The organism is Ornithinibacillus sp. FSL M8-0202 (assembly GCF_037975285.1).
Taxonomy (GTDB): Bacteria; Bacillota; Bacilli; order Bacillales; family Amphibacillaceae; genus Ornithinibacillus; species Ornithinibacillus massiliensis.
This window is the reverse complement of record NZ_CP150248.1, coordinates 3,434,627-3,447,277: the sequence shown is the minus strand read 5'-3', so window position 1 is coordinate 3,447,277 and position 12,651 is coordinate 3,434,627. Positions and strand designations below refer to the sequence as shown.

At 36.3% G+C, this 12,651-nt stretch carries 11 protein-coding genes; 3 read left to right on the top strand and 8 right to left on the bottom strand.

Annotation, left to right across the window (positions count from 1 at the left end):
* Window positions 1-23: 23 nt before the first annotated feature.
* The 6 genes from yihA to MKY78_RS17320 all read right to left on the bottom strand — a co-directional run bounded on the left by yihA (window position 24) and on the right by MKY78_RS17320 (window position 7,980).
* Window positions 24-605, bottom strand: a complete 582-nt coding sequence (yihA, locus tag MKY78_RS17345) for a ribosome biogenesis GTP-binding protein YihA/YsxC (protein ID WP_339214463.1) — start codon at window positions 603-605, stop codon at window positions 24-26.
* Complete coding sequence (gene lon / locus MKY78_RS17340; protein WP_339214462.1) at window positions 586-2,922, bottom strand: endopeptidase La; 2,337 nt, start codon at window positions 2,920-2,922, stop codon at window positions 586-588. The genes yihA and lon overlap by 20 nt, the downstream gene beginning before the upstream one ends.
* Window positions 2,923-3,174: 252 nt before the next feature.
* Window positions 3,175-4,452: an ATP-dependent protease ATP-binding subunit ClpX gene (clpX, locus tag MKY78_RS17335; protein ID WP_339214460.1), complete on the bottom strand. Its 1,278-nt coding sequence runs from the start codon at window positions 4,450-4,452 to the stop codon at window positions 3,175-3,177.
* A 459-nt stretch (window positions 4,453-4,911) separates the two neighbouring features.
* Window positions 4,912-6,201 carry a trigger factor gene (tig, locus tag MKY78_RS17330; RefSeq protein ID WP_339214458.1) on the bottom strand — a complete coding sequence of 430 codons (1,290 nt, stop codon included), beginning with the start codon at window positions 6,199-6,201 and terminating at the stop codon, window positions 4,912-4,914.
* Between the two features lie 155 nt (window positions 6,202-6,356).
* Window positions 6,357-7,340 (bottom strand): tetratricopeptide repeat protein, encoded by a 984-nt coding sequence (locus MKY78_RS17325; protein ID WP_339214456.1) that lies wholly within the window; start codon window positions 7,338-7,340, stop codon window positions 6,357-6,359.
* Window positions 7,341-7,557: 217 nt separating this feature from the next.
* Complete coding sequence (locus tag MKY78_RS17320) at window positions 7,558-7,980, bottom strand: hypothetical protein (RefSeq protein WP_339214455.1); 423 nt, start codon at window positions 7,978-7,980, stop codon at window positions 7,558-7,560.
* A gap of 667 nt (window positions 7,981-8,647) precedes the next feature.
* Between MKY78_RS17320 and MKY78_RS17315 the strand changes: the two genes are divergently transcribed.
* Window positions 8,648-9,130 (top strand): CBO0543 family protein, encoded by a 483-nt coding sequence (locus MKY78_RS17315; RefSeq protein ID WP_339214453.1) that lies wholly within the window; start codon window positions 8,648-8,650, stop codon window positions 9,128-9,130.
* A 147-nt stretch (window positions 9,131-9,277) separates the two neighbouring features.
* On the opposite strand, the gene MKY78_RS17310 is transcribed toward MKY78_RS17315, so the two are convergent.
* Window positions 9,278-9,787 (bottom strand): type 1 glutamine amidotransferase domain-containing protein, encoded by a 510-nt coding sequence (locus MKY78_RS17310; RefSeq protein ID WP_339214452.1) that lies wholly within the window; start codon window positions 9,785-9,787, stop codon window positions 9,278-9,280.
* Between the two features lie 180 nt (window positions 9,788-9,967).
* Here MKY78_RS17310 and MKY78_RS17305 point away from each other — a divergent pair, with 180 nt between their 5' ends.
* Window positions 9,968-10,972, top strand: coding sequence for an LLM class flavin-dependent oxidoreductase (locus tag MKY78_RS17305; protein ID WP_339214450.1), 1,005 nt, complete (start codon window positions 9,968-9,970; stop codon window positions 10,970-10,972).
* Window positions 10,973-11,374: 402 nt separating this feature from the next.
* Here the strand turns inward: MKY78_RS17305 and MKY78_RS17300 are convergent, their stop codons facing one another.
* A complete protein-coding gene (locus MKY78_RS17300; protein ID WP_339214449.1) occupies window positions 11,375-11,881 on the bottom strand; it encodes a hypothetical protein in 507 nt (168 codons plus the stop codon).
* 110 nt (window positions 11,882-11,991) lie between these two features.
* On the opposite strand from MKY78_RS17300, the gene MKY78_RS17295 reads away from it, so the two are divergent.
* Entirely contained in the window at window positions 11,992-12,510 is a 519-nt protein-coding gene (locus MKY78_RS17295) for a hypothetical protein (RefSeq protein WP_339214448.1), read from the top strand.
* Window positions 12,511-12,651 lie beyond the last annotated feature (141 nt).

Below are 12,651 nucleotides of genomic sequence, written 5' to 3'. Positions count from 1 at the left end.
ATTTTCTTTTTATTACATTTACACTATAAATACTTCTTCAAAATTCCCCAAGCTTCATCCTTACCTTCACCAGTTTCCGCTGAGAAAGGTAACACGAGATCACCTTTGTCCATTTGTAGCGTATTAATGGTTTGTTTAATATGTTGTGCTCGTTTCCCTTTTGGAATTTTATCTAATTTCGTCGCAACAACCACTACAGGAAGATCAAAATGCTTTAAGAATTCATACATTTGGATATCGTCACGAGTTGGTTCATGGCGAATATCGGTTATTAGTAATACAGCCTTTAATGTCTCACGAGTCTGGAAATATTCTTCCATCATGACTCCCCATTTTTCACGTTCCGTTTTGGAAACCTTCGCATATCCGTATCCAGGAACATCGACAAAATAAAAGGCGTCATTGATACGATAGAAGTTCAATGTTTGTGTTTTACCTGGCTTCGATGATGTTCGCGCTAGGTTCTTGCGGTTGATTAACTTATTAATAAACGATGATTTCCCAACATTCGATCGGCCTGCTAGAGCAATTTCAGGTAGTTGATCATTTGGATATTGTTTCTTACTAACGGCACTAATTACAATTTCAGCGTTTGTTACTTTCATTTTTCTCCTCCACTAGGGCATGCTTTAATACTTGGTCCAGATGATTTACTGGGATAAAGGTTAATTCTTTCCTTACACTTTCTGGAATATCATCTAAATCCTTTTTATTATCTTCTGGGAAGATAATTGTCGTGATACCCGCCCGATGGGCACTCAACGTCTTCTCTTTCAGTCCACCAATCGGAAGCACACGTCCTCTTAATGTAATTTCCCCTGTCATGGCTACTTCTTTTTTCACGGCACGGTTCGATAGAGCTGACACGAGCGCCGTTGCCATTGTTATTCCTGCAGAAGGACCGTCCTTAGGTGTGGCACCTTCAGGAACATGAATGTGAATATCATACTTTTCATGAAAATCTTGTTCGATGCCAAGCTCCTCTGCTCTAGAGCGGATATAGCTAAATGCAGCTTGAGCCGATTCACGCATGACATCACCAAGCTTACCTGTCAGCGTTAATTTACCTTTTCCAGGATAATGTGATACTTCGATAGATAATGTATCACCACCAACCGTAGTATACGCAAGTCCGGTTGCTGCTCCAATCTGGTTTTCTTTTTCCATTTGACCATATCGGAAAATCGGTTTGCCGAGCAACTCCTCTAAACTCTTTTCTGTTACAACCACTCGTTTTTTCTCGTTCGATACAATAAGTTTTGCTGCTTTACGGCATACTTTAGCAATCTGTCGCTCCAGTGTACGTACACCAGCTTCTCTAGTATATAGACGAATTAATTTGAGCAATGCTTCATCTCTAACTTGGAGATTGCCTTTTTTCAAGCCATTCTCTTTCAATTGTTTAGGGAAAAGATGCTCTTTGGCAATATAAAGCTTCTCCATCTCTGTATAACCGGAAAGTGATATGAGCTCCATACGGTCTAATAATGGTCCAGGAATGTTATTAACATAGTTAGCTGTAGCAATAAATAATACATTCGATAAATCGTATGTCTCTTCAATATAATGATCACTAAAGCTACTGTTCTGCTCTGGATCTAATACTTCAAGCATAGCAGAGGAAGGATCTCCTCTAAAGTCATTAGACATTTTATCAATTTCATCTAATAAAAATACTGGGTTAATGGTCTTTGCTTTGCGCATTCCTTGGATGATTCGCCCAGGCATCGCACCAATGTATGTTCTTCTATGTCCTCTGATTTCCGCTTCATCTCGAACTCCACCTAGAGAAATTCGCACAAAGTTGCGATTTACCGATTTGGCGATGGACTTTGCTAAAGATGTTTTACCAACACCCGGTGGCCCAACAAGACAAAGAATAGGCCCTTTTATAGAATTAGTTAACTTTTGAACTGCCAAGTATTCTAATATCCGTTCTTTAACTTTATCAAGACCGTAATGATCTTTATCCAATATTTCTTGTGCACGTGGAATCTCAATTGTATCTTGAGACTTTTCCGTCCATGGCAATGCTAACAGCCACTCTAAATAGTTTCGAATCACAGAACTCTCTCCAGATGACTGTGGAACCTTTTCATAACGCCCTAATTCTTTTAAAGCAACCTCCATGATTCGTTCAGGCATATTGGATTTCTCGATTTTTTCCCGTAAATCACTTACCTCACCAGATTTACCATCCTTATCACCGAGCTCTTGTTGAATTGCCTTTAGTTGTTCACGAAGATAGTATTCCTTTTGTGTTTTCTCCATGGAGGATTTTACACGCTGGCCAATTTTTTTCTCCAGATCTAATACTTTCTTTTCGTTAGAAATTAAATTGATTAGATGCTGTAATCGTTCTTTCGTGTTAACCATCTCTAGTAGCTCTTGTTTATCTTTTAATTTCAATGATAAGTGTGAGGTAATAATATCTGCTAATCTTCCTGGCTCTTCTATATCACTAACCGTCGCCAGGGTTTCTTTCGTAATTTTTCTAGAAACTTTTACATATTGCTCAAATTGCTTTTGGATATTTCGCATGAGAGCTTCTTCCTCTATCCAATCACCAGAAACCTCATCTAATTCCTGAACCTCAACTGTAAACTCATTATCCTCATCTATGAATCGAATTATTTCTCCTCGATTTAAGCCCTCAACAAGCACACGAAATGTTCCATTAGGAAGCTTTAACATTTGCTTAATCTTCGCTAGTGTTCCAATACGATATATTTCATTAGGCTTAGGTTCATCGATACTTACTTTCTTTTGAGCAGCTAAGAAGATAATCTGGTCATCTACCATAGCTTTCTCTATTGCAGCAACAGACTTATCTCTACCTACATCAAGATGTAACACCATCGTTGGAAAGACTAATAAACCACGTAACGGGAGGAGGGGAACCTGTTTTGTATCATTATTCATCTTAGTATGTACCTCCAAATAATAAATTGAATTAAATTTTATGTATATTAAAGTTTATAGAAGTGTATTAACTTTGTAAAACAAAAGAGCACGACCGTGACATTATTTAGCTTACCCTCTGCGTGTCTCGGTAATTCTTTCCTTGTCATGAAAATAAAAAAGACTAACTAGGGACTTTCATTCCGCTTCAGATGGTTCATCTGGTTGGGACAAGAATCCTAGTCAGCCTCTTCTTACCTGAATGTTAAAACCTTACGCACTTTCTTTTGGAAGCTCCGTAATTCCTTCAGCTACAGTACCATCTGTGAAATATAGTCTTGGACTACCATTCTCATTGATTACTGTATCTTTCGTAATTACACACTTCGTAATATCTTCTCTTGATGGAAGTTCAAACATCACATCTAACATGATGGTTTCTAGAATAGAACGTAATCCACGAGCACCTGTACTACGTTCGATTGCCTTTTTAGCAATTTCAACTAGTGCATCTTCTTCAAATTCTAGTTCAACATTATCGATTTGGAATAATTTTTCGTATTGCTTAACAAGTGCGTTCTTAGGCTTTGTTAAAATTTCAATTAATGCTTCCTCATCCAATGGTTCAAGGCTACCGATCACTGGAAGTCTTCCAATGAATTCAGGAATTAGACCATAACGATGTAAATCCTCTGGTAACACTTTAGAAAGGAGTTGGCCTTTATCTAATTCTTCTTGTTTTTCATTAGCGCCGAAACCAATAACTTTCTTACCAAGTCTTCTCTTAATCACTTGTTCAATTCCATCAAATGCTCCACCACAAATAAATAAGATATTCGTAGTATCGATTTGGATAAACTCTTGATGTGGATGCTTACGACCACCTTGTGGGGGCACACTAGCAACGGTTCCTTCTAGTATTTTTAGAAGAGCTTGCTGTACACCTTCCCCAGAAACATCTCTTGTAATAGAAGGATTTTCTGATTTACGAGCAACCTTGTCTATCTCATCAATGTATATGATACCTTTTTCGGCCTTTTCTATATCATAATCCGCAGCTTGGATTAGCTTTAGAAGAATGTTCTCAACATCTTCCCCAACATATCCAGCTTCTGTAAGAGAGGTTGCATCTGCCATCGCAAATGGAACATTAAGAATACGAGCTAAAGTTTGAGCAAGTAATGTTTTACCACTACCAGTAGGACCGATCATTGCAATATTACTTTTTGATAATTCAACATCATCGGTAGACTTTGGTGAATTGATACGTTTGTAGTGGTTATATACTGCTACTGACAAGTTCTTCTTCGCCTGTTTTTGTCCGATTACGTAATCATCTAAGATTTCACAAATCTCTTTAGGCTTTGGAACCTCTTTGAATTCCATTTCCTCTTCCGTACCTAGTTCTTCTTCTACAATTTCAGTACATAATTCAATACATTCATCACATATATAAACACCAGGACCAGCAACTAACTTTCGTACTTGTTCTTGACTCTTACCACAAAATGAACATTTTAGCTGTCCCTTTTCTTCATTAAATTTGAACATTAATTTTTCACCCCTAAAATTTCTGGTCGATAACACAAAACGTTCAGTTATAATAGATATCATATCAGATGGCGTTTTGAAAACAAAATAATATACACTTTGCTCTGTTCTCTAAGTAGTATATACCTTTTATTTTCTCCTTACGATGTTACATATAACCTATTTTTTCTGTGTTATTTAGTATATGACACGATACCTAATAAAATTGATACTGATTCTTAGACTGCTTTGTTTCTTATCATACTAAATTACACATAAAATTACTAAAGAAAACCATTCTCGAAAGCAAGAAAAGTACAAGGTACTCCATTTATCGAAGTGTAAAGATGTGGTAAGTTTTACTTGTTGCTTGCTTACGAATCTTGGATCCTTAGAATATACATCCTTTTCTGTTTAAAAAAACAAGGTACGAATTTTCGCACCTTGTTTTTTGTTGTATATTACCAGTCCATTATTATATTATGCAACTGTTTTACTATTATCCACTAAGAAATCAATTGCTTTACGGAATAATAGATCTTCTTTAATTGCCTCTGTGTTACCACCAAGCATTTGTGTTAGTTGCTCTGTGTCTACACCATACATAGAAGCCATGTTTTCTAATTCAGCTTTTATATCCTCTTCTGTTACATCAAGGTTTTCAGCTTTCACAATAGCTTCAAGAGTTAGATTAGTTTTGACACGTTTACCAGCATCTTCACGCATTTGCTCTTTTAAAGCATTCTCGTCTTGACCAGAGAATTGGTAGTAAAGGTCTAATGTCATCCCTTGCATCTGTAGGCGTTGTTCAAATTCACGCATCATACGATCAAGTTCTGTTTCAACCATTACTTCTGGAACTTCTACTTCTGCATTTTCAGAAGCTTTGTTAATTAATTCTTCACGTTTTGCATTTTCAGCAGATTGTTTCTTCTCCGTTTCAAGCTCTTCACGTTTTTTCGCTTTAAGCTCTTCTAGAGTTTCCACTTCATCATCGACATCTTTAGCAAACTCGTCATCTAGCTCTGGAAGTTCTTTTGATTTAACTTCATGAATGGTTACTTTGAAAGTAGCTTCTTTACCAGCTAAATCTTCCGCATGGTAATCCTCTGGGAATGTTACTTGGATTTCAGTTTCCACGCCAACCTCTTTACCAACTAGTTGTTCTTCAAATCCAGGAATAAATTGACCTGAACCAATTTCAAGAGAATGGTTTTCACCTTTTCCGCCATCGAAAGCTTCACCATCTAAGAAACCTTCAAAATCCATTACAACAGTGTCGCCTTCTTCAACAGTACCTTCTTCTTTTACGACTAGTTCAGCATGACGCTCTCTAAGTTGTTGTAATTCGTTATCCACATCTTCATCTGTTACAGTAGTATCTAATTCTTCTACTTCAAGACCTTTATAGTCGCCAAGTTTAACTTCAGGCTTAACTGTTACATCAGCAGTAAAGACTAATGCTTGACCTCTTTCGATTTGTTCAATATCAATGCTCGGTTGATCAATTGGCTCAATACCAGATTCTTCAACAGCTTTCGTATATGCTTCAGGTAATACGATATCCACTGCATCTTGGTATAATGCTTCTACACCAAAGCGCTTTTCAAAAATTGGGCGAGGCATTTTACCTTTACGGAACCCAGGAACTTGAACTGTTTTTACTACTTTCTTGAAGGCTTTATCTAAAGCAGTTTCAAACTCTTCTGCAGAAACTTCAAAAGTTAAAACTCCTTCATTTCCTTCTTTTTTTTCCCATTTTACTGACATATATTTTTCCCTCCAAAAATCTATTATTTCCATTAACTACTTAATTTCATTAATTAGATTCATTTAAGTATTTTTATAAACACTTTTCTAAAATTGCAACCATCTTATTATAACATAATTACTAAGCCTTTCAAGACATAAGCTAAAGTTTTGATTTAATCCTCGATGATAGATAAATATAACTGTTCACTGGTTAATATATCATCTCGATACAACAATATCTTCCCCTTATCTTGCATAGATGGTAGTCCTTGTTGATCCATTATTTGATAGCCTATCATCTTCAAGCTCTCCGCCAGTAGTTCTGTGTCGGATTCGGGTGGTAGAATCGGGTATTGAACATAACAATAACGATAGAGCAACTGATGTAAGAACTGATATAAGGTTGGGTTCTCCTGTTCCACTTCATGTAGGTGGGCTAATGTCCCTTTAAAGGTAGGGTGTATTGCTATCTCTGGAACATCATGAGGTTTTACAGTAATTTTCACGCCCTGTTTTTCTACATCAACTTGTTTTGTCACATGTTGTTCTTGTAGCCAACAGAAGATAGCGGTTTTCACCACTGGATGTACCTCATTTTGTCCTAATAATTGGATTACCCTATTATCTAGCTCCGCTTCCATCGAACGTAGCCTTATTATGGTTTGCCACTGTTTTTCATAGTTCGAAAGGGAAACAGCTTCCAGTAGCTCTTCGATAAATATCGTTGACTGCTTTTCTACTATATCTGACTCCATTTTTTCACTCAGGTTATATAGCTCTATAAACTGCTCTCGTAACATTGCAGGTAGATTTTCCGAAGCTAACTCCACTTCGATCAAATCCATTAATACATCATATTTATTCGTTTGGAACAATATCGTTAAATAAATATGTACATAGTGGAAATAGTGTTCTTCTTGTTTATTCTCAATCATGCTTTCGCACAATTCTTCAGCCTCTTGATAGCGACCTAACTCCATTAAGCACATTAATTTGCCAATTATCACTTCATGATCATGTATATGATATTGAAGCAACTCATTCAATTTCGTTAAGGCATCATGATACCGTTTCTCTTGTAATGCTTGGAATCCCTCTTCCTTTAAGGTCATTCCCCATTTCGGAAAGAGAATGATATTTTCGTCTTCATGATTCATAGCCTTCCTCCCTTAATACACTATTTTAAACCAATCGAAGAAGAATACGTGGCAGTAAACATGGTGCGCTTCTTCCCTCTTTACCTAATACATGTAAAAAAAAGAAACCTTCTAAGGTCTCCAGTAAGTTTATTTTCAAATATCATGTTATATAATTGCATAATCCTAAAGGAAAAGCAATTTTATCGAAGGGGAGAATGTTATACTATACCAAAACCTAATGATATAGTTCCTTATATGCTATTACTTTTAATGCCATTATCTCTTTATCCGTTAATTTCTGTTCCATTTCTTGGATAAGTTCATCCTTCGTAATAAGGCCCTGTTCTGCTTTCGTTTGAATATCTTGTAGTCCCGATATACCCACTCTTTGCACTAAAAGCCTGACAGCTTCTTCCTTCGTTGTAAATGGCAATGTACTTTCATCAACAGATTGAGCATCTTGTAGAAAAGCTCGTAATTCCGGATCACTTTCTATTGCCCTTTTTATCTTATCCATTTCACCGCTATTCTCTAATTGTGAAGTTAAAGCTTCCATCAATTTATCTGATGCTAGATTAATGCCAACATAATAGACACCATATCCTAGACCGATAAGGACCAACACGGTAATAAACAAGTACTTCAAAAACTTTCGCATCCCCTAGCCTCCCTTACCTCATCATACACGCATATTCTAATTTGATGCTAGCGTATCTGATTTATGACTACTTTTTACCACGTTATATACATTCATTTCCTTGCTTTAAGTAAAGTGAAACAAAGGGAAAAGAAGTTTCAACTTACTTGTCCATTATACTAAAATTCACCTACAAATAGAAAAAAAGCTACTTTTTACTAAACGAGCCGTTGATACGTAATGAATCTCCGGAGCAGAGTAGGTATGTAAAAGTAGTCTGCACCTTAAGAATTTGAGTTAAGGCTCATTAGACCATTAATGACAAATAATGCAAATTCCCAGGTTGGATTGCGATAGTAGTACAGATTAACTTCTTGCTTTCTCTCCGAGTGTAATACTATAGTCAATTCCATTTACCAAGACGTATTACGAAATGAGAAAATTGATATGCTTGCTGAGAATTTCATGTTTATTATTGAAGGTTTAGGCACCCTTTCCCTTGTCGGAGACATAGCAGGGAGTATATATCTAAACAATTATCACTTTTAGAATCTATGCTCCCGATAAGACGTTAACGATTAATGAATCATAAATTTAGAGAGAATTAGGTGGATTACTCCATTTTCTGATCAAAAAGTACATAAAACTAAAAAATCTAGTCACCCTAAAAGTAGAGGTGACTTTATTAATGAAAAAGAAACTGGATAGAAACATCGAATTATCCGCATGGGGTATTACTGCTATATTACTACTCATTTTTGTTCCTAAAAAAAGAATCCGTGAAGCACAAATAGCATTCTTATTTAAGCATATAATTACTTGGCTTTTCGGTTTACTAGTTGTAGAGAAAAAGCTCATCATATACCCTAAGCGTCTATTTTTTTCAAAGGCCATTAAATCTAGCTTTACATTTGAATACTTTGTCTACCCTGCCCTATGCGCTTTATTTAATTTGTATTATCCAGAAAAACGCCCTGCTTATATTAAGATGCTTTATTATTTCTTCCACACCTCTGTCATAGCAGGTTTTGAATTATTTGCTGTTAAGTATACGAATCTGATTAAGTACAAGAAGTGGACGTGGTACTGGAGTTTTATAACCGTCTGGTTAACGTACTATGTATCACATCTTTATCATAAATGGTTTTATCGTAATAAAGAAAGTGAATAAGGCCGATACTGGTACGAAGAATACCCTATATCATAAAAAAGAGTCAGCCCCCTTACGAGTAAGAGGTTTGACTCGATTCCTAGGCAAAACAATCAGGGACGGACACTTATTAAACTAAGTTGTCCGTCCCCTATATTTATGACTATATTAAGCTAATCTTGCTAATATCTCACGAATAAATGCAGGTTCATCTGCAGGTGTACGTGATGTTACTAGGTTTTCACTAACTACGACTTCTTTATCGTGATAGTTAGCGCCTGCTAACTTCACATCATCGCGAATTCCGATGTAGCTTGTTGCTTCTTTTCCTTTAAGGATATCCGCACTAATCATAACTTGTGGACCATGACAAATCCCAGCAATTAACTTACCTGCTTCGTTAACTTCTTTTACAAAACGAACCACATCATCATTAACACGTAATGCTTCTGGTGCTCCACCACCCGGGATCACAACCGCATCAAAATCCGCAGCCTTTACTTCAGATGCGCCAAGATCTGCTGTGTATGAAACGGTACCTTTCTTGCCGTTACATTCGACACCTTTTTCTAACCCAACAATTACTGCCTCATGTCCAGATTCTTTTACTGCCTCATATGGATTTTTCATTTCTGAGTCTTCAAATCCATTTGCTAGAAGAAAAGCTACTTTTGCCATTATTAATTCCTCCCGTATAAAGTTATGGTCATCTATATTGTATGGGAATACCATAGAAAGAAGCAAAAGATGTGCTTCATAAGGTAGAGAACTCCAGTGCAATAGATAGTTCATTCATTTGCCTTTCACATCAAAATATACGAAAATGACTTATAAACGTAAATACAAAGGAGTTACATCATGATTCCATTAAATATACTAGATTATTCACTAATTGATGAAGGTAATAGTGCACGAGACGCACTGCTTCAAACAGTAGAATTAGCAAAACTTGCGGATCAATTGGGATATAACCGCTATTGGGTACCTGAACAACATCATGCCTTCTCGATTGCCAGTAGTACGCCAGAAATGCTCATGATGTATTTAGCAAGCCGTACCAAACGTATCCGTATTGGTTCTGGCGGAGTAATGCTCCCCCATTATAGTCCATATAAAGTAGCAGAGAATTTTCGTATGCTGGAAGCAATCCATCCGAACCGAATTGATTTAGGCATTGGCAATTCCCCAGGTGGTAGACTTGTTAATCAGGTTTTAAATGAAGAAAAAGCAGAAAGATTATCTTATGAACAGCTTGTAATAGATGTCTTGAAGTATTTAGCAGATGATACTTCTAGCGAGCATCGTTTTCAAAACCTAATCGCTACACCTGTTACACCGACAAAACCAGAAATTTGGATGCTAGGTGCAGGTGGTCAAAGCACCAAAATAGCCGCCGAACATGGATTATCCTTAACCTATGCACATTTTGTTAAACCGTTAGGTAACGGGATAGACGTGATTGCCGACTACAAGAAACATTTCCGACCTACTGTATTTCAGAAGAAACCAAACTCTGCTATTGCCGTTTTCACCATTATTGCCGAAACGAAGGAAGAGGCGGAAGAGTTAGCCCTTGCTTTTGATGATTGGATGGTATCACTTGAAACTGCTAAAAACCCACTATATTTCCCATCTGTGGAAACAGCAAAAAAACAAGAATACAGCTCATTTGAGAAGAAAAAGATTGAACGTACAAGAAAAAAGGCCATCATCGGCGATGCCCAATATGTGAAAGAGGAACTGATTAAATTAATAGCGTACTATCAAGTAGAAGAAGTAACCATTATTCCTAATTTCCCTGGTGCAGCGAATCGAATGAAGGGAATCGAATTGTTGGCAAAGGCGTTCGACCTTTTAGAGTAGGAAATACAGTACACAAGGCAGGCCACCAGGTGTTGAGCATGGATCGCTACTCTAGTATCATCCTCCAGTAAACTAGGAGGCAATAGGAAATTGCAGCGATATTCTCGAGAAAAAAAGAGATGCTCTCACAGTGGTCTAATCTGTGTTAGCATCCCTTAACCATTAAAACCCTTGTCATATCAAGGGTTAGCTGTTATGTAATGGCGCTGCAGGAGTGATTCAGCTACTACATATCTCCAATCATTAATTAGTGATTTTGGTGAAAAGTACCCCTACTTAGTTAGTGGTAATTTACGTAAAAGCAAGGATTCGTTTAGTTACTATGATGAAATCTTGTTTTTTTATGTCCCAACCTCAATCAATTCGCGAAAGGAAAATTGAAACTGGTCTTCTAAAATTTGGTTAAGGTGCTTTCAATTCACTATCTTCACCTTCATCATCATCTTTTATTCTATTAGTAATTAGTATAACTACTAGGTATACAACTGTTCCAACAAAGGATAGTATCATCAATCCAATGATTGTTGATTCTAATCTATCTATAAGATTTATAGATAGAGCAAAGTAGCCAATTAGCAAGAAGGCATAAAAAACCCACTCAAAAAAGGTGTTAGGTCCTATATCATCTAAATCCTTAGTTTTTCGCTTTCGTAGAATTGTAATTATAATATCAAATAATCCAAATACTACGATAGTTATTATTGTATAACAACCAAAGAATAAAAAATTACCCCAAAAACTAGGATAAAAAGCAAAACTTAAAAAGGGGGTTTGGGATAATAAGAAAAAAACTCCATACATAATAGCAATTGGTAAGGCAACAAATGCTACTACTGCTAAAGTTCCCAAAAGTATTGCTACAGTTATTCCAAACGCTTCAGCCTTTTTATCAATTTTGGTCTCAGCCACATTTATTCCACTCCTTTATCCTAATTTTATCAATTTTATGTTTACTGAACAATAAATATATAATACCATGTTGTAGGAAAAAAAAACCATATTTGTAAGGAGGAATAATATTGCGTAAAAAACTACTAAAAAGACTATCAGTAACTTTAGCACTGACACTACTAATTAGTACTGTCGGCCCGAGTTTTGTACAAGCAAAAAATACATTGGACTTATTACCTAAACTCCCTAGCGAAGACCTCCATGATAAATTTCCAACTGACATGTTCAATTCTGAAAGTGATACCTTTGAAAAGGATTTAAAAATGAGTAAATTCTACTTTGAGCAACAAGTTGCTCTTCAAGATGACGGTGGGTATACTACAAACGGTGTATTAGGTGCAGGCTTGAAAGCATTAAAGGCCTTTGGAGCTATTGCCAAAAACGGGGGCCACATGTTATCATGGATACTTAAACCATTCTCAAAAAAATATGCGGATGCTGTTAAAAGGAATGGAGCAAAAATCGGTAAAGCATTAGACAAGCCTAATAAAGTCTCTAGATCCTATGTAACTAAAAAGCTAAGAGATGCTGGAATAAATAAAAGTGATGCAGAAATGATAACAAAAATTATTTTCTGGATTATTTAATAATTTGTTTAAATAATACTTTTTCCTACATATAGCGGCTGGACAAAACCCCAGAAAATAATATAGAGCGTGGCACTTTACAACCAAAATGGTGAGTGCCACGCTTGTTTTTTTATATTTTACTTTTAATAAACTGAAGGA

Excerpts from the sequence above, each read along its gene's own strand:
- lon (WP_339214462.1), bottom strand. The coding sequence starts at position 2,922 with ATGAATAATGATACAAAACAGGTTCCCCTCCTCCCGTTACGTGGTTTA.
- MKY78_RS17305 (WP_339214450.1), top strand. The coding sequence starts at position 9,968 with ATGATTCCATTAAATATACTAGATTATTCACTAATTGATGAAGGTAAT.
- MKY78_RS17320 (WP_339214455.1), bottom strand. The coding sequence starts at position 7,980 with ATGCGAAAGTTTTTGAAGTACTTGTTTATTACCGTGTTGGTCCTTATC.
- MKY78_RS17310 (WP_339214452.1), bottom strand. The coding sequence starts at position 9,787 with ATGGCAAAAGTAGCTTTTCTTCTAGCAAATGGATTTGAAGACTCAGAA.
- MKY78_RS17325 (WP_339214456.1), bottom strand. The coding sequence starts at position 7,340 with ATGAATCATGAAGACGAAAATATCATTCTCTTTCCGAAATGGGGAATG.
- yihA (WP_339214463.1), bottom strand. The coding sequence starts at position 605 with ATGAAAGTAACAAACGCTGAAATTGTAATTAGTGCCGTTAGTAAGAAA.
- MKY78_RS17315 (WP_339214453.1), top strand. The coding sequence starts at position 8,648 with ATGAAAAAGAAACTGGATAGAAACATCGAATTATCCGCATGGGGTATT.
- tig (WP_339214458.1), bottom strand. The coding sequence starts at position 6,201 with ATGTCAGTAAAATGGGAAAAAAAAGAAGGAAATGAAGGAGTTTTAACT.
- clpX (WP_339214460.1), bottom strand. The coding sequence starts at position 4,452 with ATGTTCAAATTTAATGAAGAAAAGGGACAGCTAAAATGTTCATTTTGT.